Source organism: Pseudomonas sp. MEJ108, assembly GCF_030208985.1.
Taxonomy (GTDB): Bacteria; Pseudomonadota; Gammaproteobacteria; order Pseudomonadales; family Pseudomonadaceae; genus Aquipseudomonas; species Aquipseudomonas fragariae.
Genome location: NZ_JARVSW010000006.1, coordinates 115,717 through 137,007, shown reverse-complemented (window position 1 = coordinate 137,007; position 21,291 = coordinate 115,717). Strand labels below are relative to the sequence as shown.

General features: G+C 59.8%; 22 protein-coding genes. 8 read left to right on the top strand and 14 right to left on the bottom strand.

What is annotated here, in order from left to right; all coding sequences use genetic code 11:
- Positions 1–218: 218 nt before the first annotated feature.
- Positions 219–689 (bottom strand): Lrp/AsnC family transcriptional regulator, encoded by a 471-nt coding sequence (locus QRN50_RS03960; RefSeq protein ID WP_003305413.1) that lies wholly within the window; start codon positions 687–689, stop codon positions 219–221.
- 125 nt (positions 690–814) lie between these two features.
- Between QRN50_RS03960 and QRN50_RS03955 the strand changes: the two genes are divergently transcribed.
- The 4 genes from QRN50_RS03955 to QRN50_RS03940 all read left to right on the top strand — a co-directional run bounded on the left by QRN50_RS03955 (position 815) and on the right by QRN50_RS03940 (position 4,747).
- Entirely contained in the window at positions 815–1,162 is a 348-nt protein-coding gene (locus tag QRN50_RS03955) for an ACT-like domain-containing protein (protein WP_003403920.1), read from the top strand.
- Positions 1,163–1,272: 110 nt separating this feature from the next.
- Positions 1,273–3,057 carry a type IV pilus assembly ATPase TfpB gene (gene tfpB / locus QRN50_RS03950; protein WP_004408973.1) on the top strand — a complete coding sequence of 595 codons (1,785 nt, stop codon included), beginning with the start codon at positions 1,273–1,275 and terminating at the stop codon, positions 3,055–3,057.
- Positions 3,058–3,198: 141 nt separating this feature from the next.
- On the top strand, positions 3,199–3,519 hold the full coding sequence (locus QRN50_RS03945) for a DUF2388 domain-containing protein (protein WP_002551535.1): 321 nt from the start codon (positions 3,199–3,201) through the stop codon (positions 3,517–3,519).
- Positions 3,520–4,123: 604 nt separating this feature from the next.
- A complete protein-coding gene (locus QRN50_RS03940; protein ID WP_024641190.1) occupies positions 4,124–4,747 on the top strand; it encodes a hypothetical protein in 624 nt (207 codons plus the stop codon).
- Between the two features lie 169 nt (positions 4,748–4,916).
- On the opposite strand, the gene gcvH is transcribed toward QRN50_RS03940, so the two are convergent.
- The 5 genes from gcvH to QRN50_RS03915 form a co-directional block, all read right to left on the bottom strand.
- A complete protein-coding gene (gene gcvH, locus QRN50_RS03935; protein ID WP_060409709.1) occupies positions 4,917–5,303 on the bottom strand; it encodes a glycine cleavage system protein GcvH in 387 nt (128 codons plus the stop codon).
- A 43-nt stretch (positions 5,304–5,346) separates the two neighbouring features.
- Positions 5,347–6,429 carry a glycine cleavage system aminomethyltransferase GcvT gene (gene gcvT / locus QRN50_RS03930; protein WP_003403927.1) on the bottom strand — a complete coding sequence of 361 codons (1,083 nt, stop codon included), beginning with the start codon at positions 6,427–6,429 and terminating at the stop codon, positions 5,347–5,349.
- Positions 6,430–6,582: 153 nt separating this feature from the next.
- The gene (locus QRN50_RS03925) at positions 6,583–8,199 is read right to left on the bottom strand and encodes an ABC transporter permease (RefSeq protein ID WP_024652141.1); all 1,617 of its coding nucleotides are present in this window, start codon (positions 8,197–8,199) and stop codon (positions 6,583–6,585) included.
- Between the two features lie 271 nt (positions 8,200–8,470).
- Positions 8,471–9,472 carry an extracellular solute-binding protein gene (locus QRN50_RS03920; RefSeq protein ID WP_096103959.1) on the bottom strand — a complete coding sequence of 334 codons (1,002 nt, stop codon included), beginning with the start codon at positions 9,470–9,472 and terminating at the stop codon, positions 8,471–8,473.
- Between the two features lie 116 nt (positions 9,473–9,588).
- Positions 9,589–10,299, bottom strand: a complete 711-nt coding sequence (locus QRN50_RS03915) for a Crp/Fnr family transcriptional regulator (RefSeq protein WP_024660280.1) — start codon at positions 10,297–10,299, stop codon at positions 9,589–9,591.
- An 81-nt stretch (positions 10,300–10,380) separates the two neighbouring features.
- Here QRN50_RS03915 and QRN50_RS03910 point away from each other — a divergent pair, with 81 nt between their 5' ends.
- Positions 10,381–10,905 carry an Mpo1 family 2-hydroxy fatty acid dioxygenase gene (locus QRN50_RS03910; protein WP_003403937.1) on the top strand — a complete coding sequence of 175 codons (525 nt, stop codon included), beginning with the start codon at positions 10,381–10,383 and terminating at the stop codon, positions 10,903–10,905.
- Positions 10,906–10,952: 47 nt separating this feature from the next.
- On the opposite strand, the gene QRN50_RS03905 is transcribed toward QRN50_RS03910, so the two are convergent.
- The 6 genes from QRN50_RS03905 to dadA all read right to left on the bottom strand — a co-directional run bounded on the left by QRN50_RS03905 (position 10,953) and on the right by dadA (position 16,983).
- Positions 10,953–12,884 carry an acetyl-CoA hydrolase/transferase C-terminal domain-containing protein gene (locus QRN50_RS03905; protein WP_003403940.1) on the bottom strand — a complete coding sequence of 644 codons (1,932 nt, stop codon included), beginning with the start codon at positions 12,882–12,884 and terminating at the stop codon, positions 10,953–10,955.
- Positions 12,885–13,185: 301 nt separating this feature from the next.
- Entirely contained in the window at positions 13,186–13,509 is a 324-nt protein-coding gene (locus tag QRN50_RS03900) for a c-type cytochrome (RefSeq protein WP_011266266.1), read from the bottom strand.
- Between the two features lie 25 nt (positions 13,510–13,534).
- Entirely contained in the window at positions 13,535–14,083 is a 549-nt protein-coding gene (locus tag QRN50_RS03895; protein ID WP_003314015.1) for a cupin domain-containing protein, read from the bottom strand.
- 125 nt (positions 14,084–14,208) lie between these two features.
- Positions 14,209–15,282: an alanine racemase gene (gene alr, locus QRN50_RS03890; RefSeq protein WP_003403944.1), complete on the bottom strand. Its 1,074-nt coding sequence runs from the start codon at positions 15,280–15,282 to the stop codon at positions 14,209–14,211.
- A 74-nt stretch (positions 15,283–15,356) separates the two neighbouring features.
- A complete protein-coding gene (locus QRN50_RS03885; protein WP_058822805.1) occupies positions 15,357–15,710 on the bottom strand; it encodes a RidA family protein in 354 nt (117 codons plus the stop codon).
- Positions 15,682–16,983: a D-amino acid dehydrogenase gene (gene dadA, locus QRN50_RS03880; RefSeq protein ID WP_096127219.1), complete on the bottom strand. Its 1,302-nt coding sequence runs from the start codon at positions 16,981–16,983 to the stop codon at positions 15,682–15,684. Before dadA ends, QRN50_RS03885 begins: the two co-directional genes overlap by 29 nt.
- A 157-nt stretch (positions 16,984–17,140) precedes the next feature.
- On the opposite strand from dadA, the gene dadR reads away from it, so the two are divergent.
- Positions 17,141–17,629, top strand: a complete 489-nt coding sequence (dadR, locus tag QRN50_RS03875) for a transcriptional regulator DadR (RefSeq protein ID WP_003314011.1) — start codon at positions 17,141–17,143, stop codon at positions 17,627–17,629.
- A 7-nt stretch (positions 17,630–17,636) separates the two neighbouring features.
- On the opposite strand, the gene QRN50_RS03870 is transcribed toward dadR, so the two are convergent.
- The gene (locus QRN50_RS03870) at positions 17,637–17,990 is read right to left on the bottom strand and encodes a YkgJ family cysteine cluster protein (RefSeq protein ID WP_003403950.1); all 354 of its coding nucleotides are present in this window, start codon (positions 17,988–17,990) and stop codon (positions 17,637–17,639) included.
- A 105-nt stretch (positions 17,991–18,095) separates the two neighbouring features.
- Here QRN50_RS03870 and QRN50_RS03865 point away from each other — a divergent pair, with 105 nt between their 5' ends.
- Positions 18,096–19,409, top strand: coding sequence for an NAD(P)/FAD-dependent oxidoreductase (locus QRN50_RS03865; protein ID WP_003403953.1), 1,314 nt, complete (start codon positions 18,096–18,098; stop codon positions 19,407–19,409).
- 2 nt (positions 19,410–19,411) lie between these two features.
- On the opposite strand, the gene QRN50_RS03860 is transcribed toward QRN50_RS03865, so the two are convergent.
- On the bottom strand, positions 19,412–19,663 hold the full coding sequence (locus QRN50_RS03860; RefSeq protein WP_003403956.1) for a DUF1127 domain-containing protein: 252 nt from the start codon (positions 19,661–19,663) through the stop codon (positions 19,412–19,414).
- A 175-nt stretch (positions 19,664–19,838) separates the two neighbouring features.
- On the opposite strand from QRN50_RS03860, the gene QRN50_RS03855 reads away from it, so the two are divergent.
- Positions 19,839–21,260 carry an aminotransferase-like domain-containing protein gene (locus tag QRN50_RS03855; RefSeq protein WP_011266263.1) on the top strand — a complete coding sequence of 474 codons (1,422 nt, stop codon included), beginning with the start codon at positions 19,839–19,841 and terminating at the stop codon, positions 21,258–21,260.
- Positions 21,261–21,291: the final 31 nt, after the last annotated feature.

The following is a 21,291-nucleotide window of genomic DNA, read 5'->3' as shown; positions in this document are numbered from 1 at the left end:
ACTGCTGCAGGCCAGATCATTCAGCGTCATACGCAAGTCCGCTTTTGATTCTGCCCGAAGGGCGTGGGAGCAGACCGGGCGACGCTGCGCTTGTACATGATCTCCCGTTTTTTGTAGGAGCGGACTTGTCCGCGAACTGCCGGAAACCGGCAGCAAAACCAGCCACCTCGGTGCACGAGGCACAACCGAGGCGGGCGCAACTCCGGGCACCAGCCCCGTCAGCGCAACAGCGGCAGGCTGGTCGTGGATTTGATCTCGGAGAGGGCCACTGTCGAGTTCACTTCCTGAATACCGGGTACCAGCGACAGTTTTTCGAAAAAGAACCGCTCGTACGCCTCGATATCCGGGGTCACGATGCGCAGCAGAAAATCCACCGATCCCATCAGCACATAGCACTCCAGCACCTCCGGGAAGCCACGAATCGCGTCGGTGAACTCGGTGAAGTTGGAGCGCCCGTGGGCGTTGAGTTTCACCTCGGCGAATATCTGCGTGTTCAGACCGATTTTCTTGCGGTCCAGCAACGCCACCTGACGGCGAATCACCCCTTCATCCTTGAGCCGCTGTATGCGGCGCCAGCAGGGTGATTGCGACAGACCGACCTGCTCGGCAATCTGCGCACTGGAAAGCGAAGCATCTTCCTGCAGCAGCGCCAGAATCCTGCGATCGTAACTGTCCAGCTCGATTTGCATAATTAATTTTCCGAAATAGCCTGCAGCGCATTAACAAGTCTTATAAAGACTAATCCACCCAATGATGGACCAGAAATTTCTTTTCACGCATGCAAAGATTTCCAGCATCCTTGTGGAGTATCAGCATGCCCAATCTCGAAGCCGTCACCCTCCCTTCGCAGCGTCCAGATAGCTGGTCGTCCAGCAATGCGCAGTGCTGCGCACGCTACCGTGTCTGCGCCGAAGCCGAGCCTGCCTTGCTCTGTCAGGTGTTGAACCTGTTTGCCATGCAGTACCTGATTCCCGACCAATTGAGTGCTGTGCAACAAGAGAGCCTGCTGCTCATCGACCTTCAGGTTTCCAGATTGAGCTGGCATCGAGCACAGGTGATTGGCGAAAAAATGCGCAACCTGATCGACGTCTGCTCAGTGGAAGTCGAGCAGGTCGACGCCCGGAACACCGCGCAATCCCGTGCCGCCCTGGCGACGGGCTGAATCAATTCGCCTGCTCCGGCAATTCCCGGTCGCATAGAACCCATAACGCTGTCACGCTTGGCGTCTACTCTTGTTCATCGTCCAATGACGAATTGCCTCAAGGAGCGCACATGGCAGCCCTGGCCCCCTCTTCACAGGATCGCTGGCTCGATCTGAATGATGTGTTGCGTGATCTGGTTGCCGAAGGCTATCTCGGCCAGGACGACGCGGAAACGGCACTCACCCAACGTCGCAGTGCGGTGAACATTCAGCTGCACCCCCTCGAGTTTCTCGCTTCGCTGCAGTTTGACGATCTCAAGCGGCCGGGCAAGAAGCTGGACGTGGAAACCCTGACCGCCTGGCTGGCCAAAGCCTGTGGCCAGCCTTACATGCGTATCGACCCGCTGAAGATCAACGTCGCGGCGGTCACGCCACTGATGTCCTACGCCTTTGCCCAGCGCCACAAGATTCTCGCCGTGGCGGTCGATCGCGAATCGGTGACCATCGCCAGCGCGCAGCCGTATGTGCGCTCATGGGAAGCCGACCTGGCGCATGTGCTCAAACTGCAGATCAAACGTGTGGTCGCCAACCCGGCAGACATCCAGCGCATGGCGATGGAGTTTTTCAGGCTGGCCAAGTCGGTCAGCGGCGCCAGCGCCTCCGAGCAAAAAATGAGCAACATGGGCAACTTCGAACAGTTGCTCAAGCTCGGTGCCAGCGATCAGGAGCCTGACGCCAACGACGCGCACATCGTCAATATCGTCGACTGGCTGTTCCAGTACGCCTTCCAGCAACGCGCCAGTGATATTCACATCGAGCCGCGCCGCGAACAGGGCACCGTGCGCTTTCGCATCGACGGGGTGCTGCACAACGTTTACCAGTTTCCGGCGCAGGTGATCATGGCGATTGTCAGCCGACTGAAAAGCCTGGGCCGGATGAACGTCGCCGAAAAACGCAAACCACAGGACGGGCGGGTCAAGACCACCACGCCTGAGAATCGCGAAGTGGAGTTGCGCCTGTCGACCCTGCCGACCGCGTTCGGCGAAAAAATGGTCATGCGGATCTTCGACCCCGAGGTATTGCTCAAGGACTTCGACCAACTGGGCTTTTCCAGTGACGACCTGCGGCGCTGGCAGGAAATGACCCGCCAGCCCAACGGCATTATTCTGGTTACCGGTCCGACCGGTTCAGGCAAGACCACCACGCTGTACACCACCCTCAAGAAGCTGGCGACCTCCGAGGTCAACCTGTGCACCATCGAAGATCCCATCGAGATGGTCGAACCGGCCTTCAACCAGATGCAGGTTCAACACAACATCGACCTGAGCTTTGCCGCCGGCGTGCGCGCGCTGATGCGCCAGGACCCGGATATCATCATGATCGGCGAGATTCGTGACCTGGAGACCGCCGAAATGGCGATTCAGGCGGCACTCACCGGCCACCTGGTGCTGTCGACGCTACACACCAACGATGCGCCCAGCGCAATCAGCCGGATGCTCGAACTGGGTGTACCGCATTACCTGCTCAAGGCGACCATCCTCGGCGTCATGGCACAGCGTCTGGTGCGCACCCTGTGCCCACACTGCAAGGCGCCCATCAACCTCAACGAGACCGACTGGCAAACCCTGACCCGCCCCTGGCAGGCACCGGTGCCGCCTGGCGCGCATCAGGCGGTCGGCTGCGTGGAGTGTCGCGATACCGGCTACCGGGGCCGGGCGGGTGTTTACGAGATCATGGTCATGTCCGACAACATCAAGGCATTGATCTCGGCGGACCTGGACCTGACTGCCATGCGTCGTCAGGCATTCAAGGAAGGAACGCGCAGCCTGCGTCTGTCCGGCGCGCAGAAAGTCTCGGCAGGCCTGACTACACTCGAGGAAGTGCTGCGAGTGACACCGCAGAGCGAACAACGCTGATCAGGGTTGAGAGCGTCGTTCCAGAAGGCCTGGCGGCATGCCGAGCCAGCTAAAGTGAACTGCGCGGTACACCTTGATTGAACTAGTTCATGCCTTTAGCTATCCAACCCCTCAGAACAACCACAGCTGGAGTAATTCATCATGCGTCTCAAGTTCGCTGTCGCCACCGTAGCCTTGCTTTCCATCCCAATGGGTTCAGCGATGGCTGACACCTTCTGGCGTAATGTGCTGTCTTCCGGTGCAACCACCGGCTCGACTTACCTGACCTTCAAGGATCACAAACTGATCGTCGCCGCCCAGGACGACGCAGGCAGCTTCGTCGCCAGCGACGGTGGCATCCGCGGTCCATTCCTGGAAGCAGCCATCGAGCAGGTGCGCAAAGACAATCCAGGCCTGAAAGCCACCGACATGGAACTGGCCAACGCGATCCTGGATAAGAATCTGGTCGCTGAAAACCAGTAAGCGTCATAAATAAAAAATGCTGCTTGATGAGCCTGATACCGCTCGCTCAAGCGAAGCAGCATCGCGGCTTATTATAGAAATATTCACCGTCCTTGGCCTTTAAGGCCTGGACGGTGATTCATTAACACCCCTCCCGTCTCTGCATTGAGCAAAATATCGTCCTGTCGACGACATCGGCTGTTCGGTCCGTGTCTAAAAGTGGCGACATGCCAAACCTTCATCAGAGATGTTCAGCCGTGTGGGTGCCTTGCAAATCATTACTAAACAAGGCCATGCAGCACAGGAATCAATGTAGCTCGTCAGCGGTATACGAGGTCGGCCAACGGTTGCCCGACTGGAGACACACACCGCACGAGCGACATCCTCTACAAGACTGTTATTAATAAAGGTGCTCAGGCCTTGGCGACTGAAATCTCATTGAGAACGCGCCCAAAACTCATATAAAACGACAAACTTTCAAGCGTATTTAAAACTCAGAATTCGGCCATAACGCACTACTCTTAAAGCTCCAAAACCATATAAAAAATGTCAATACTATCAGTAGATAACCTCTCATCCGCCTGACAAAATAAAAAGACTGACAAATAATTTCAAGGAGAATTACATGAATACGGATGTCGAAAAATCCTTCACCGCGAAGTTGGCCTACAACGACAAGAAGAACGACGGAAGCAGTATTTTAATAAATATTGATTTTTGTTCTCTTGCTTCAACACAGAAGGCAGGTAACGTATCCCCCCTTCATTATGAGAGGATCTCCACTGGCTCTGAGATTGTACCTGGGGAGTATTTGTGCGCTAACGCTAAAGCGGCCACCTCGGTTGAGCTTTATTTTCGCTATGACAGCGGTCGGGGTGCCTACCGAATCTGGGTGAGAGACGGCAATTGTAAAGGAGGGCTTCTTGCCGACTCAAATAATGGCTATATATACGCCAGTAGAAACTATGATCGCCCCCACCTTTTTTGGTTATATCAACCAGACGAAAATGGCACCTGGAGAACCATAACCATTGACCAATATGCTCCCTCAACACCCTTTCGCATACAACAAGCTGATACGCAAACAAATATCGGCGTTTACTCGAAAAACATCCCCTTTTCAGGCGAACCGTCAATATGGTGGGCCTATATAACCACCGGTTCCGAGAGTGATAAGTTTGTATTAAACGCCATTAAAAAGGGCGTTGATTACGCACGAACAGATGTCTGGGGCGTGGGTAAAGCCTAAGCTGCTCGGCCATCAATCTACTTTGATGGCCGAGTCTTTGACGCCTTCGAATGCTCTCGAAAACCTTTCCCAGGCTTTAACATTCTGTTAATCCATCCCAGAAGGCCGTGAGGTGGTTCTACTTAAGTGAACCACCTTACCCCCCATCAACAGCACTCTCGTGCATTGATTATTCGCCGATGACGCCCTCGTATCCATTGGCATCCAGCAGCTTGGCCAGATCACCGCTGGCGTCGCTTGGCTTGAGCTTGAAGATCCAGGCACCGTACGGATCACTGTTGAGCGACTCGGGGGCATCGCCCAACGCTGTGTTGACTTCGATCACCTCGCCCGCAACCGGCGAGTAGATATCCGAAGCGGCCTTGACCGACTCGACAACACCGGCGGTGTCACCGGCAGCGAACGCTGTGCCGATTTCCGGCAGTTCGACGAAGACCACATCGCCCAGTGCTTCCTGTGCATGGTCCGAGATGCCGACGGTCACGGTACCGTCTGACTCCAGACGTGCCCATTCATGACTTTCGGCGAAACGCAGCTCGGCGGGAATATTGCTCATTTAGTCATCCTCAACATCGGGTCAGCGGAAAACCCGCCATAGGTTAGATCAAGGTTTTGCCATGGCGCACGAACGCAGGCTGCACCACCCGCACCGGGTACCATTTGCCGCGGATTTCCACCTCGGCCCGGTCAGCGGTCGCCATCGGAACGCGAGCCAGTGCAATGGATTTGCTCAACGTAGGAGAGAAACTACCACTGGTGATCTCTCCTTCGCCAATTTCTGCGACACGTACCACCTGATGCGCTCGCAAGACACCGCGCTCTTCGAGCACCAATCCGACGAGCTTGAAGGCAGTTCCTTCAGCCCGTTCGCTCTCCAGCGCCTTGCGACCGATAAAATCACGGTCGGCAGGCTCCCAGGCGATGCTCCAGGCCATATTCGAGGCCAAGGGCGAGACATGCTCGCCGATGTCCTGGCCATACAGGTTCATACCGGCCTCAAGGCGCAGCGTGTCGCGAGCGCCAAGGCCGATCGGGGAAATACCCGCGCCAACCAATTCATTGAAAAAGCTTTGGGCCTCTTCGGCAGGCAGCATGATCTCCAGGCCGTCCTCACCGGTGTAGCCGGTACGCGCGATAAACCAGTCGCCATCATCGAGCCCTTCGAACGGCTTGAGCTGGTGAATCAGTTCGGCGCGTGCGCTTGAAACCAGCTCGGCAATACGGGCTCTGGCCTTGGGGCCTTGAATGGCGAGCATGGCCATTTCACTGCGCTCGACCAGTTGCACGTCGAAGTCACCCAGTTGCGCCTGCATCCAGGCAAGATCCTTGACGCCGGTCGCCGCGTTGACGACCAGCCGATAACCTTCAGGCGTGAGGTAGACGATCATGTCATCGATCACCCCGCCGCTCTCGTCCAGCATGGCGCTGTACAAGGCACGACCGGGGGTTTTGAGCTTGTCTACATCATTGGCCAGCAGACGACGCAGCCAGACTCGGGCCTGAGGGCCGAGCACATCGATCACGTTCATGTGAGAGACATCGAAGACCCCACAGTCGCGACGCACCTGATGGTGTTCCTCGACCTGCGATCCGTAATGCAACGGCATGTCCCAGCCACCAAAATCGACCATTTTCGCGCCAAGGGCGAGGTGCAGGTCGAACAGGGGGGTACGCTGTCCCATGGGTTTCTCCTTCCGGGCGTGGCGAAGGTGCGGGCAGACGAGATCGGCAAGCCCCCCATGAACCGGAGTTTGCAGCACGTAACAGCTGACCGAATTATCTGACAGACCGCACCAATTGCGGCGCATTGTAGCCGCAAGGTGAGGCCCCCGCACCTAGCCAATCTGACGGGCAGAGCGACGAATCAGCCCAATGACGGGTAATAATCCTACAAGCACCAGCGACAAAGCTGGCAACGCAGCCCGCGCCCACTCGCCCTCGCTGGTCATTTCGAAGATGCGAACCGCCAGCGTATCCCAGCCAAACGGGCGCATCAGCAGGGTTGCCGGCATTTCCTTGAGCACATCGACGAACACCAGCAGCGCCGCGCTCAGCGCCCCTGGCACCAGCAACGGCAGATACACGTTGAGAAACAACTTTGGCCCGCTGACCCCCAGACTGCGCGCCGCTTCAGGCAATGACGGGCGGATGCGCGACAGGCTGTGCTCCAGCGGACCGAAGGCGACGGCGATGAAGCGCACCAGATACGCCAGTAGCAAGGCCGAGAGACTGCCGAGCAGCAAAGGCTTGCCTGCGCCGCCCAGCCAGCCGGACAGTGGAATGACCAGTTCGCGGTCCAGGTAACTGAACGCCAGCATGATTGAAACGGCCAGTACCGAGCCTGGCAATGCGTAGCCGAGGTTGGCGAGACTGACGCCGGAGCGGATCGCGGGCGTGGGCGCCATACGTCGGGCAAACGCCAGAATCAGCGCCACGCTGACAGTGATCAACGCCGCCATGCCACCCAGATAGAGTGTGTGCAGAATCAGACCGGTGTAGCGCTCATCCAGATCGAAGCGACCACGCTGCCAGACCCAGACGATCAATTGCAGCATCGGCACCACGAAGGCACAGAGAAACACCAGCCCACACCAGAAGCTCGCGGCCCATGCCTTGATGCCGCGTAACCGGTAAAGCGCAGCGCCACGCGGACGCTCGTTGGCCGGTCGACTTGCCCCCCGGGCGCGGCGTTCACCGTACAGCAGCACCAACACGGCCAACAGCAACAGGCTGGCCAGTTGCGCGGCGCTGGACAGGCTGAAGAAGCCGTACCAGGTCTTGTAGATGGCAGTGGTGAACGTGTCGAAGTTGAACACCGACACGGCACCAAAATCGGCCAGGGTCTCCATCAGCGCCAGCGCCACCCCCGCGCCGATGGCCGGACGCGCCATTGGCAGCGCCACACGCCAGAACGCCTGCAGGGGCGTATTGCCCAGCACTCGCGCCGCTTCCATCAGGCCCTTGCCCTGCGCCAGAAACGCCGTGCGCGCCAACAGGTAGACGTAGGGGTAAAAAACCAGCACCAGGACGATGATCACCCCACCAGTGGAGCGCACCCGAGGCAGGCGCAGACCGGAGCCGAACCATTCGCGCATCAGGGTCTGCACCGGGCCGGAAAAATCCAGCAGCCCGACGAACACGAACGCCAGCACGTAGGCGGGGATCGCGAACGGCAGCATCAGCGCCCAGTCCAGCCAGCGGCGGCCGGGGAATTCACACAGGCTGGTCAGCCACGCCAGGCTCACCCCCAGCAGGGTCACGCCCACGCCGACACCCAGCACCAGGATCAGCGTATTGCCCAGCAGACGCGCCATCTGGGTTTCGAGCAGGTGCGACCATATCTGCTGGTCAACCGTCTCCCACGACAGCAGCAGAACGCTCAGCGGCAGCACGACCAGTGCAGCGATGGCGAAAACCAGGGGGTACCAGCGGCGTTGCACAGGATGGGCCACGGAGGTTCTCGACATGAGGGGGTTCAAGAGGGTAAGCAGAGCGTGCGCACAGGTCTGCTTCTGATTCTGGCTGAAAGCCGTAGGAGCGGACTTGTCCGCGAAAAGGCCGGTACATTCTCAGAAAATGCACTATCTGAACTGACGGCTTCGCGGACAAGTCCGCTCCTACGCCCTGCGGGCAGAAGCCTGAAAACCACGCTTTTCGGGCTATTTCAAGATTTGTGTAATGAGCGCGAAGCGTATCAACGAGAGTCAGGCACTGGGTATTAAATCAATTCCAGCCCGCGCGATCCATCATGCGTATCGCTTCTGCCTGACGCTTGCCTGCCACTTCGACCGGGAGGGTGTCGGCCTTGAACGGCCCCCAGCTGGCCACTTCTTCTGAAGGCGCCACGTTCGGGTTGGCCGGGAACTCCTGATTGACGCTGGAGAAAATCTTCTGCGCCTCGGGGCCGGTCATCCACTCGACCAGCGCCTTGGCGGCTTCAGGATGCGGGGCGTACTTGGTCAGACCGATACCCGACAGGTTGACGTGCACACCGCGATCAGCCTGGTTCGGCCAGAACAGCTTCACCGCCAGGTCCGGTTTTTCCTTGTGCAGGCGACCGTAGTAATAGGAATTGACGATACCCACGTCGCACTGCCCGGCATTGATCGCCTCAAGCACCGCGATGTCATCGGAGAACACGTCGGTGGACAGGTTGTTGACCCAGCCCTTGAGGATTTTCTCCGACGCTTCGGCACCGTGGGTTTCGATCAGCGTAGCGGTCAGCGACTGGTTGTAGACCTTCTTCGCGGTACGCAGGCACAGACGGCCTTCCCAGTTCTTGTCGGCCAGCGCCTCGTAGGTGCTCAGCTCGGCAGGCTTCACCCGGTCGGTGGAATAGGCGATGGTGCGCGCGCGAAGGCTCAGGCCGGTCCAGCCGTGGCTCGACGAGCGATACTGCGGTGGAATGTTGGCTTCGATCACCGGGGAGGTAAACGGCTGCAGGATACCCATCTGCTCGGCCTGCCAGAGGTTGCCCGCGTCGACCGTCAGCAACAGGTCGGCGGTGGCATTCTCGCCCTCGGCCTTGATGCGCTGCATCAGCGACGCTTCCTTGTCGGTGATGAATTTGATCTTCACCCCGGTACTGGCCGTGTACGCATCGAATACCGGCTTGATCAGTTCGTCGATCCGGGACGAATACACCACCACTTCATCGGCAGCCTGAGCGGTGCTGCCCAGTAAAGTCAGTGTCAGAGCAGCCAGAAGACGCTTGCTTGCCTGCATCGGGGTATCTCGCGTTCGCAAAGGAGGCGAAATGGTAGTGAATCCCATTTGCTATCTCAATCGAAGCGACAGCGGAGCCGTTACCGGATGTGTCCAGGCCCGATCATGACCGGTGATCAGCACACAGCCCTGGCTCTGGAAAAGTTCGCGACCCTGCGCAGCCTGTCCACATCGAACACCTCCAGGTGTCCCTCTCCCAGGCGCACGATCCTGCGCTCATGCAGGTCCTGGAGTACCTCCAGCAAGGCCGGCGAGGCAAGCGCAAGACGCTCCGCCGCCTGAATGTCATCCAGCGCAATCAGGCGGCGTGCGTGGCTCAACGGGCCATACCCCTCGCTGAGCATCAACAGCCGCCAGGCGACCCGCGCCCGCGGCGGCAGCTGACGCATTTTCTCGGGGCTCTGCAGTGGCAAGCCGACCTTCTGACTGAGCAGTGCGGCAAACCAGCGCCAGTACTCGGGGTGCCTGTCGAGCAGCCGGGCCAGGAATGGCTGGGGGATGTGCAGGAAGATGCTCTGCTCAAGCGAGCAGACTTCGAAACGGCGCGGCAGCCCGTCAAACAGCGAGACTTCGCCAAACCAGCACGGCGCGCTTGCAGGTTCCACGTTCGTCAGCAGCCGCTGCTCGTGGGCGGCGCCGATCCGCACGCTGCCCTCCAGCAGCACATAAACACCGCAGGGCAGATCGCCCTTCTCGAACAGCCGCCTGCCGGGCGTCTTGCGGCGCTGGTGGGAAGCGTCCAGCAGGCTATCCTGCAGATCGGCAGGCAGATGGGAAAACCAGTAATCGGATAGCAATCGTGACCGCCACGACACTCCATTTGTCATTTTTGCTCCCTTCTCTTTCAGCCATGCATGTTGTACAAGAAATCAGGCTCACGCCGGCCATCGTCTCAGGCAGGAATAATAATGAAAACCCTTGTCGATCATCTCAGCCAATACGCGGCTTATCACCGTGATTCACGCAATATCGTGACGCACTTCGTGGGTATTCCACTGATCGTGCTGGCCGTGGCGGTGCTTCTCTCGCGACCGGGCTGGACTGTCAGCGGGCTGTGGCTTTCACCTGCGGCGCTGCTGGCGCTGGGCTCGACGGTGTTTTACCTGCGACTCGATCGCGCCCTCGGCATGGTCATGGCGGTGTTACTGGCGCTGTGTATCTGGGCCGGGGCCAACCTTGCGCAGCAGGCAACCATGGTCTGGCTGAGTGCGGGCGTCGGGCTGTTTGTGATTGGCTGGATCATCCAGTTCGTCGGCCATTACTACGAGGGGCGCAAACCGGCCTTCATCGATGACCTGACCGGGCTGATCATCGGCCCGCTGTTTGTGGTCGCGGAGCTGGCGTTCCTGATGGGCCAGCGCAAAGCTCTGCAGCACGCCATCGAAGAGCGCGCGGGCCCGGTGGGGCGTGCGACCCGCAAGGCAACGACCTAGACGCCGGAAACCGATCCTCGCCAACGGCAACGATCAGTGCCCGCGTCTTAACCGGCAAGCCCGGTGCTGTTCTGCAACCCGGCCAGCAACAGCCGCTGATACAACTCTTCGCGCAAGCCCTGCGGCGCGTCGAGCTGCATGCGCTGCAAGTGCGCGAGGAAGGCTTCGGGGTCGGGAGCGTCGAGGGTCGCCTTGCCCAGCTCGAGGATTTCAGTGAGCTTGAGCTTGCTCTTCAGCCAGTTCAAGGCTCTCAGCAGGTCGCGCTCCTCGGCGGTAAAGTCGCAACCCAGCGGGTATTCGGTAAACAGTGACGGGTAGCGTGATGCGGTGTCCTTGAGGCGCTCGGGTGTGTTGTCAGTGAAGCGCGGATCGAGACGGAAGTCCTTGGGTAGCTTGCCAGCCTTTTGCGCCTGCTCGATCAGGCCCGATTGAAACCGCGAGTCGGTGATGTTCAGAATCCGCTCGATCACCGTCGCATCGGTCTGCCCACGCAGATCGGCGATGCCGTATTCGGTCACGACAATGTCGCGCAAGTGTCGGGGAATGGTGGTGTGGCCGTACTGCCAGACGATGTTGGAGCTGACCTCGCCGCCCGACTCGCGCCAGCTGCGCAGCATCAGAATCGAGCGGGCGCCTTCCAGTGCATGGGCCTGCGCCACGAAGTTGTACTGACCGCCCACGCCACTGAGCACCCGGCCGTCTTCCAGCTGATCAGCCACTGCCGCGCCCATCAGGGTGACGGTAAACGCGCTGTTGATGAAGCGCGCATCGCGGCGTTGCAGGCGCTTGAGTTCTTCCTGGCCGTAAAGCTCGTTGATGTAGCTGATGGCGGTCATGTTGAACTGTGCCAGCCGCTCGGCGGGCAGCTCGCGCAGCCGCGCGTAAAAACTGCGCGGGCCGAGGAAAAAGCCGCCATGCACGACAACGCCACCGGGATGGGCATCCTCATCCAGCGTGCCCATGTTGGCCAGCCGTTGCAGTTCTGCATCGGCATACACCTTGCGCCGCACGACGCCCGCGTCGGCGAGTACCAGCAGGCCGTTGACGAACATTTCGCTGCAACCGTAAAGGCCGCTGGCGAACGGCTGAACGCCACCTTCCCGATCTATCAGGGTCTGCCAGTTACTCATGTTCAACTCGGCCAGCAGGCCGCGCCAGGTTTCGTTATCGGCCTGGCGAGCCAGCAGCGCGCCAGTCAGTGCATCGCCCATCGAGCCGATGCCGATCTGTAACGTGCCGCCGTCACGCACCAGCGTGCTGGCGTGCAGGCCGATCAGGTGGTCCTGATAGCCCACCGGCATATTGGGAGTGGAAAACAGCGTACTGCGCTCGTCTTCGTCAATCAGCACATCGAAGGCGTCGACATCCAGTTCCGAATCGCCCGGCATGTAAGGCAGGTCGGCGTGCACCTGGCCGAGCATCAGAATGGTCTCCCCGGCGGCCCGGCGCTTGGCGATCATGGGCAACAGGTCGAGGGTCACGTCCGGGTTACAGCTCAGGCTCAACGTGCCTGGGCGCTGTTCGTCACGCGCCACCAGTTGCGCGACCAGATTCAGGCCATTGGCATTGATGTCGCGGGCGGCATGGCTGTAATTGCTGCTGACGTAGTCTTGCTGGGCTGAATGGCTGTTGAGCAGACTGCCCGGCTGCATGAAGAATTGCTGCACACGGATATTGGCAGGGAGTTTGTCGCGGCGCAGTGCAGCGAGGAAATCGAGCTCCGGATAGTCAGCGAAGACGCGCTCCAGAAACGGTTCGAGAAACCGCGCCTGCAAACCCTCCCCCGGCGTCGGCCGCCCGAGTGTCAGCGCGGTGTAGATCGTCAGCCGTCGTTCGGGCAACTCGCTGATGCGCTGGTACAACGCGTTGACGAACCGGTTGGGCTTGCCCAGACCCAGCGGCATCCCCAGGTGGATATGCTCGGGTAGCTGCGCCAGAACGTGATCGACGGCATGCTCGATGGAACAGGAATACGGCATCCCAGCTCTCCTGAATTGTTATTGGGTGCAGGTTGGACAGGCGACAACGTCAAAGTGCTGCATGCTCGCCACGCAGAGCATCATCGTTATACACAATCCCTGGAACGCCCGGAACAAAAGGCTTCCAGGCTTCTGCCCAAAGGGCGTAGGAGCGAACTTGTTCGCGAAAAGGGCGTGTAATATCGCCAAAAATGCATCGATCTAAACATCATCTTCGCGAGCAAGCGAAGCGTCGCCCGGCTCGCTCCCACAAAACGTATGCACAGCGCCGGGCGCTCAGGCACGGGAACGAGGGTGCACCTCACTTCAGCCCGGACATGCTCTGGATGGCGCTCTTCAGTTCATCGTTTGTGCAATCGCCGCAGGTGCCTTTCGGGGGCATGATGCCGAGGCCTTTGATGGTGCTGGCCAGCAGTCCATCGAGGCCGCCTTTTTGCTGGGCGCGCTGTTCCCAGGCCGCCGTGTCACCGATCTTCGGCGCGTTGAGCAGACCGACGCTGTGACAGGCAACACAATGCGCCGCGATGATGTCGTCAGGCGCTCGGGCGCTATCGGCGGCTTGCGCATTGAGCGCCCACAACGTCAGAACGCCTGCGCTGCTCAGAATCTTCCAGGTCAGTTTCACGCGTCACTCATCGCAAGGGGGCGGGTCAGAAATTGGCCGGGGTGGCCGCACTGATCAATCGTGCCGGGACGTCGAACGGGTTACGAAAGCGATGCGGCCGGGTGCTTTCGAAATAATAGCTGTCACCCGCTTCGAGCACGTAGGTATCCAGCCCGACCACCAGTTCCAGCCGCCCCTCGACGAGGATGCCGGTCTCTTCGCCTTCGTGGACGAGCATCTCTTCGCCGGTATCGGCACCCGGTGGATAGGTTTCGGTGAGAAAGGCGATGGCACGGCCCTGATGCGATTTGCCGACCAGCTTCATGGTCACGGCACCGTCCGATATATCAATCAGCTCGCTGGCCTTGTAGACCACTTGAGCCGCGTTTTCGGGCACGGACTCTTCCGAGAAAAATTCGACCATGGACATGGGGATGCCGCCGAGCACCTTGCGCAGCGAACTGATCGAAGGGCTGACGCTGTTTTTTTCGATCATGGAGATGGTGCTGTTGGTCACACCTGCGCGCTTGGCGAGTTCACGCTGGGACAAGCCTTTGAGCTTGCGAATCGATTGCAGTCGTTCACCCACGTCCAATGCGATATTCCCCCAGGTTTTGTCAGGTCTAGTCGATGTGAACGCCATCATGGCAACAGCGTTCGATATTTACAACACTTCGACAGACACCTGACCCACCGCGGCCTGGAGCACAGAGGGCTGAATCAGTCCTCGGAATAGATGCGCGGAACGCGACGCAGATTGCAGAAGATTTCGTAGGGAATGGTTTCTGCGCGCTGGGCCACTTCACTGGCGAGCACCTGCTTGCCCCACAGCTCGACGCGGCTGCCGAGCCCGGCCTGCGGCACCTCGGTGAGGTCCACGCAGAGCATGTCCATGGACACGCGTCCGAGCAGCCTGGATGGCTGGCCATCGATCTGCACGGGCGTGCCGGTCGGCGCGTGACGCGGATAGCCGTCGGCGTACCCCATCGCCACTACACCGATACGCAACGGCCGGTCACAGACAAATGTCGCGCCATAGCCCACGGGCTCACCAACGGGCAGTTCACGCACGCTGATGATCTTCGATTCCAGGGTCATCACCGGTTGCAGGCGATCCGCCAGCGGGTGCACCTGATCAAACGGCGTAGCACCGTAGAGCATGATGCCCGGGCGCGACCAGTCACTCGGAATCTGTGGCCAGCCCAGCACCGCCGGGGAGTTTTTCAGACTGGTTTCTGCTGCCAGCCCCTTGCGAAAGGTCTCGAATACGGCGAGCTGCTCATCACTGCAGCCGCTGTTCAGCTCATCGGCGCGGGAGAAGTGGCTCATCAGCACGATCCTGGCCACTTTGCCGGTTGCCAGCAGACGCTGATAACCCGCCTGGTACTCGTGAGGATGCAGGCCGACCCGGTGCATGCCGGTGTCGAGCTTGAGCCAGACGGTTATCGGCTTGCCCAGGCGCGCCTGCTCGATAGCTTCCAGTTGCCAGGTCGCGTGTACAACGGTCCACAGGTCATGCTCGACAATCAGCGCCAGCTCGTCGGCCTCGAAAAAACCTTCGAGCAGCAGGACCGGCGCACGGATACCTGCCGCACGCAGCTCTAGCGCCTCTTCGATGCAAGCCACTGCAAAACCGTCGGCCTGCGCTTCCAGTGCCTGCGCGACGCGCACCGCGCCGTGACCGTAGGCATCGGCCTTGACGACGGCGAGCGCTTTGCCGCCGCTGCTTTCACGGGCCAATTGGTAGTTGTGACGCAGTGCCTGAAGATCGATAAAGGCGCGGGCTGGACGCATGATGACGTTTACTTGCCTGAAAGGATGGAAGGGGAAGATCAACCCGACGCAGGGACGCGCCGGGCAAAAGGGAGTCAGGGCAGCGCGGCAACCACCGACAGTTCAACGAGGATTTCCGGCTCGCACAGCTTGGCCTCTACCGTTGCGCGTGCAGGCGCGAAACCCTTGGGCAGCCATTTGTCCCAGACGCTGTTCATGCTGGCGAAGTCGGCGTCGATGTCTTTCAGGTAAATGGTGACCGACAGAATACGCGTCTTGTCGGTGCCGGCCAGGTCGAGCAGGCGCTCGATGCTGTTCAGAACCTCTCGGGTCTGCTGCTCGACACCGGCGGTCATGTCATTGCCGACCTGGCCCGACAGATAGACGGTGCCATTGTGGACAACGACCTGACTCATGCGCTCATTGGTGAGCTGCCGCTGGATGGACATGCTGTGCATTCTCCTGGGTATTGCCGTAACGAGAGATATCAAGGCCTTCAGCACTGATACGAGGTGTCTTGCGGGCGATGAGGTCTGCCAGCAAACGACCGGAACCACACGCCATCGTCCAGCCCAGGGTGCCATGGCCGGTATTGAGGAACAGGTTACGGAACGGTGTCGCACCCACAATCGGTGTACCGTCGGGCGTGGTCGGACGCAACCCGGTCCAGAAATCGGCCTGGGTCAGGTCGCCGCCTTGAGGATAGAGGTCACCGACGATCATCTCCAGTGTTTCGCGTCGACGCGGATTGAGCGACAGGTCAAAACCGGCGATTTCCGCCATGCCGCCGACGCGGATCCGATTGTCGAAACGGGTGATCGCGACTTTATAGGTTTCATCGAGAATGGTCGAAGTCGGTGCCATGTCCGGGTTGGTGATCGGCACGGTCAGCGAATAGCCTTTCAGCGGATAGACCGGTGCCTTGATGCCCAGCGGCTTGAGCAACTGCGGCGAGTAACTGCCCAGCGCCAGTACGTAACGATCGGCGGTCTCCAGCTTGCCGTCGATCCACACGCCATTGATGCGGTCGCCAGCGTGATCGAGGCGTTCGATGTTCTGCCCGTAGCGGAACTCGACACCCAGCGCGACGGCCATTTCCGCCAGGCGCGTGGTGAACAGCTGACAGTCACCGGTCTGGTCGTTGGGCAGGCGCAAGGCGCCGCTGAGGATGCCGGTCACGCCTGCCAGCGCGGGCTCGACACGGGCAATGCCGTCGCGATCGAGCAGTTCATAGGGCACACCGGACTGCTCGAGCACAGCGATGTCCTTGGCAGCGTTATCCAGCTGGGCCTGGGTACGGAACAACTGCGTGGTGCCCAGGCTGCGTCCTTCGTAGGCAATGCCGGTCTCGAGGCGCAGTTCATCCAGGCAATCGCGGCTGTATTCGGACAGGCGTACCATGCGCTCTTTATTGATGGCATAGCGGCTGGCCGTGCAGTTGCGCAGCATTTGCGCCATCCACAGGTACTGATCGATATCTGCCGTTGCCTTGATCGCCAATGGCGCATGACGCTGCAGCAGCCATTTGAGGGCTTTGAGCGGAACACCCGGCGCAGCCCATGGCGACGCATAGCCCGGAGAAACCTGGCCGGCATTGGCAAAACTGGTTTCCATGGCAGCAGCAGGCTGACGGTCAACGACAGTCACCTGGAAACCGGCACGCGCCAGATAATAAGCACTGGTTGTACCGATGACGCCACTACCCAGGACCAGAACGCGCATGTCGATGACCTCATCGCGGATATCCGCTGACAATTCGAAGTTTTAAGCAAGAATGTGCGCAGTATATTGAGCAATGAGCAGTGCTTCTCACTGTATAAAGATTTATATTCAGTGTTTATTCGCGGCGATAAACGCTTTGCTAGAGGGGAAATGACCCGTGCGCACTCAACACCAGTCAAATCGTGAACTGGACAAGATAGATCGCAACATTCTGCGCATCCTGCAGGCCGACGGGCGCATCTCGTTCACCGAGCTTGGCGAGCGGGTCGGCCTGTCTACCACGCCCTGTACCGAACGGGTGCGCAGGCTGGAACGCGAAGGGATCATCATGGGCTACACCGCCCGACTGAACCCGCAAAGCCTCAAGGCCAGCCTGCTGGTATTCGTCGAGATCAGCCTGGACTACAAGTCTGGCGACACCTTCGAAGAATTCCGCCGTGCCGTGCTGAAGCTGCCCCATGTGCTGGAGTGCCATCTGGTGTCCGGCGACTTCGACTACCTGGTCAAGGCGCGGATTTCCGAAATGGCCTCCTACCGCAAACTGCTGGGCGATATCCTGCTCAAACTGCCGCATGTGCGTGAGTCCAAGAGCTACATCGTCATGGAGGAAGTCAAAGAGAGCCTGAATCTGCCGATTCCCGACTGATTGCCTGCTATACGAGTACCTGACGGGTCGAGGCCATATATTCGTGTATCTGCTTTTCGACCCGTGGATGAATCAGTTCGACCGGGCGACGGCCATTCGGGCAGGGCAGGCTTGCGGTGGTGCCGAACAGGCGGCAGATCAGCGGGCGCTCGTCATACACGGTGCAGCCTTGCGGCCCAAGGTGAACGCAATTGAGTTCATCCAGCGCAGCTTCCTGCTCGGCAGCCGTCTTGCGCGGCAGACGCGACATTTCTTCGGGCGAGGTGGTCACCGGCCCGCAGCAGTCGTGGCAGCCGGGCACACATTCGAACGAAGGAATCTGGCGACGCAGATCCGCTATTTTCTGACGGTTGCAGCTCATTGACTCGACCACTCATGCACAAGGCCGAGAGTTTGCCTCAGTTGGCAGGCTCATGACAGCGGCTTATCCTCCCGACACGCCATCCGCCACCAACAGGACACGCTCATGAACGCCCGCGTTCAGAACACGCCCCGTCAAGATCAGCACGTTGCCTCCTATTACGCCGCCAGCAGTCATGCACAAGCGGATCATCCTGCGCTGCAAGGTGAGGTGAAGGTCGATGTGTGCGTGGTCGGCGGTGGATTCTCCGGCCTCAATACCGCCATCGAACTGGCCGAGCGCGGGTTCAGCGTTGCGTTGCTCGAAGCGCGCAAGATCGGTTGGGGGGCCAGCGGGCGCAATGGCGGCCAGTTGATTCGCGGGGTCGGTCATGGTGTCGAACAGTTCGCCAATGTCATCGGCAGCGAAGGCGTGCGGCAGCTCAAACTGCTGGGCATCGAGGCCGTCGAGATCGTGCGTCAGCGCATCGAGCGGTACGCTATCGATTGCGACCTGAAGTGGGGTTATTGCGATCTGGCCAACAAGCCCCGCGACCTGCACAGCCTTGCTGAAGATGCAGAAGAGTTGCGCAGCCTGGGTTATCGCCATGCACTGCAGTTGCTGCAACCGGAAGAGATGCACAGCGTGGTGGGCTCCTCGCGCTATGTCGGCGGCCTGATCGACATGGGCTCGGGGCATTTGCATCCGTTGAACCTTGCCTTGGGCGAAGCGGCGGTAGCGCAGTCGCTCGGCGTTCAGTTGTTCGAGCATTCAGCGGTGACGAACATTGATTATGGCCCGCAGGTCAGAGTGCATACGGCTGCCGGTTCGGTGCAGGCGCAGACCCTGGTGCTGGGTTGCAACGCCTACCTCAATGACTTGAATCCGGAAATCAGCGGCAAGGTGTTGCCTGCCGGCAGCTACATCATCGCCACCGAGCCGTTGAGCGAAGCGCAGGCCCGTGAAGTGTTGCCGCAGGACATGGCGGTGTGTGATCAGCGGGTGACGGTGGATTACTACAGGCTGTCTGCCGACCGCCGCTTGCTGTTCGGCGGTGCCTGCCATTACTCGGGGCGTGACCCTCAGGACATCGCCGCGTACATGCGGCCGAAGATGCTCGATGTGTTCCCGCAACTGGCCGCCGTGAAGATCGATTACCAGTGGGGCGGGATGATCGGCATCGGCGCCAATCGCCTGCCGCAGATAGGCCGGCTCAAGCAGCACCCCAACGTGTTTTATGCGCAGGCCTACTCGGGCCACGGTCTGAATGCCACGCATCTCGCGGGCCGGCTGCTGGCCGAAGCCATCGCCGGGCAACACAGCGATGGTTTCGAGTTGTTCGCCAAAGTGCCGCACATGACCTTTCCCGGCGGCAAGCACTTGCGCTCGCCTCTGCTGGCATTGGGCATGCTCTGGCACCGTCTCAAAGAGCTGCGCTAGGCTCAGGGCCTCCAGAACGGCTTCATGGCCTCGACCCGCGCCTGGCGGAAATCCAGGCCAATGTCGCGCAACTGGTCGTCGGTCAGTGTCAGCAAGCTGCGGCGCGACGCCCAGCGATGGCGATACAGTGCCCAGCGCCCCATGCCTGCCAACAGATCGGCCTTGTTCGAGCGAACGGTTCTGACCGTCGCTGGCCGATATTCATTCAGTTCCTGGCTGTGAAGCGCAAGGCGCACATCGCTGAACCCGTTCATGTCCTGTTCCCTCATCCTGGGTGGCTGTGGGTTCATGATGAAGCGAACGGCAAAACCAATACAGATTCAAAAGCCTCTTATATTTTCCATACAGATGATTCAAAAACGCCACTGAATGCTATATTTCCGGCCAATCTGTATTGCTTTACCGCATTCGAATTCCTGAGAGTACGCCATGACGCTCTACGTCAACCTCGCCGAACTGCTCGGCTCGCGCATCGAAAACGGCTTCTACCGCCCCGGCGACCGCCTGCCCTCGGTACGCGCGTTGAGCGTCGAGCATGGCGTCAGTCTTAGCACCGTGCAGCAAGCGTATCGGGTGCTGGAAGACCATGGCCTGGCCGCGCCGAAACCCAAATCCGGCTACTTCGTCTCGGTCAGCCGAAAAGCCCCTGCGCTGCCAGCGGTCGGCAGGCCTGTGCAGCGGCCTGTGGATATCTCTCAATGGGATCAGGTGCTGGACCTGATTCGCGTGGCGCCCCTTGAAGCCGTCACGCAACTGGGGCGCGGCATGCCGGATGTCACCAGCCCGACCCTGAAACCTTTGATGCGCGCGCTGAGTCAGTTGAGTCGCCATCAGGACATGCCGGGGCTGTATTACGACAACATCTACGGCGTGCGCAGGCTGCGCGAACAGATTGCCCGGCTGATGCTCGACTCGGGCTGCAGCCTGACCGCCAATGACCTGATCGTCACCAATGGCTGTCATGAAGCGCTATCAGCCAGTGTCCGGGCCATCTGCTCGCCGGGGGACATCGTGGCGGTGGACTCGCCAAGCTTCTTCGGCGCCATGCAGACGCTCAAGGGCGTGGGCATGAAAGCCATGGAAATCCCTACCGACCCGTTGACCGGCATCAGCCTCGAAGCGCTGGAACTGGCGCTGGAGCAATGGCCGATCAAGGTCATTCAGCTGACGCCCAACTGCAACAACCCGCTGGGTTATGTCATGCCCGAAGCGCGCAAGCGGGCGCTGCTGACCCTGGCACAGCGCTTCGACGTGGCGATCATCGAAGATGATGTGTATGGCGACCTGGCCTACAACTACCCTCGCCCGCGCACCATCAAATCCTTCGACGAAGACGGTCGCGTGCTGTTGTGCAGTTCGTTTTCCAAGACCTTGGCACCGGGGCTGCGAATCGGCTGGGTAGCGCCGGGCCGTTATCTGGAGCAGGTGCTGCACATGAAATACATCGGCACCGGCTCCACCGCCCCGCAGCCACAATTGGCCATCGCCGATTTCATCGAAGGCGGCCATTACGAGCCCCACGTGCGACGCATGCGTAGCCAATACCAGCGCAGTCGCGACCAGATGATCGACTGGGTGATGCGCTATTTCCCCGAGGGCACACGCGCCAGCCGGCCGCAAGGCGGTTTCATGCTGTGGGTGGAGCTGGCCGAAGGCTTCGACACCCTGCGCCTGAACCGCGCCTTGCTGGGCAAGGGTGTGCAGATTGCGGTGGGCAGTATCTTTTCGGCATCGGGCAAGTATCGCAACTGCATGCGCATGAACTTCGCGACCAAACCCAGCCGCGAAATCGAAAGCGCGGTGCGTATCGTCGGCGAGACAATTGCGCTACTGAATGCGCAAACTGACTGATGCGGGCAAATCTTTCCCGGTTTTGCGGGTC

Coding starts and splice junctions, on each gene's coding strand:
- QRN50_RS03870 (WP_003403950.1), bottom strand. CDS start 17,990: ATGAGCTGCAACCGTCAGAAAATAGCGGATCTGCGTCGCCAGATTCCT.
- QRN50_RS03920 (WP_096103959.1), bottom strand. CDS start 9,472: ATGCAGGCAAGCAAGCGTCTTCTGGCTGCTCTGACACTGACTTTACTG.
- QRN50_RS03865 (WP_003403953.1), top strand. CDS start 18,096: ATGAACGCCCGCGTTCAGAACACGCCCCGTCAAGATCAGCACGTTGCC.
- gcvH (WP_060409709.1), bottom strand. CDS start 5,303: ATGAGCAATATTCCCGCCGAGCTGCGTTTCGCCGAAAGTCATGAATGG.
- QRN50_RS03945 (WP_002551535.1), top strand. CDS start 3,199: ATGCGTCTCAAGTTCGCTGTCGCCACCGTAGCCTTGCTTTCCATCCCA.
- QRN50_RS03910 (WP_003403937.1), top strand. CDS start 10,381: ATGAAAACCCTTGTCGATCATCTCAGCCAATACGCGGCTTATCACCGT.
- QRN50_RS03855 (WP_011266263.1), top strand. CDS start 19,839: ATGACGCTCTACGTCAACCTCGCCGAACTGCTCGGCTCGCGCATCGAA.
- gcvT (WP_003403927.1), bottom strand. CDS start 6,429: ATGGGACAGCGTACCCCCCTGTTCGACCTGCACCTCGCCCTTGGCGCG.
- QRN50_RS03960 (WP_003305413.1), bottom strand. CDS start 689: ATGCAAATCGAGCTGGACAGTTACGATCGCAGGATTCTGGCGCTGCTG.
- QRN50_RS03905 (WP_003403940.1), bottom strand. CDS start 12,884: ATGCCGTATTCCTGTTCCATCGAGCATGCCGTCGATCACGTTCTGGCG.
- QRN50_RS03955 (WP_003403920.1), top strand. CDS start 815: ATGCCCAATCTCGAAGCCGTCACCCTCCCTTCGCAGCGTCCAGATAGC.
- QRN50_RS03915 (WP_024660280.1), bottom strand. CDS start 10,299: ATGACAAATGGAGTGTCGTGGCGGTCACGATTGCTATCCGATTACTGG.
- dadA (WP_096127219.1), bottom strand. CDS start 16,983: ATGCGCGTTCTGGTCCTGGGTAGTGGCGTCATCGGTACAACCAGTGCT.
- QRN50_RS03885 (WP_058822805.1), bottom strand. CDS start 15,710: ATGTCCATCCAGCGGCAGCTCACCAATGAGCGCATGAGTCAGGTCGTT.
- tfpB (WP_004408973.1), top strand. CDS start 1,273: ATGGCAGCCCTGGCCCCCTCTTCACAGGATCGCTGGCTCGATCTGAAT.
- QRN50_RS03940 (WP_024641190.1), top strand. CDS start 4,124: ATGAATACGGATGTCGAAAAATCCTTCACCGCGAAGTTGGCCTACAAC.
- QRN50_RS03860 (WP_003403956.1), bottom strand. CDS start 19,663: ATGAACGGGTTCAGCGATGTGCGCCTTGCGCTTCACAGCCAGGAACTG.
- alr (WP_003403944.1), bottom strand. CDS start 15,282: ATGCGTCCAGCCCGCGCCTTTATCGATCTTCAGGCACTGCGTCACAAC.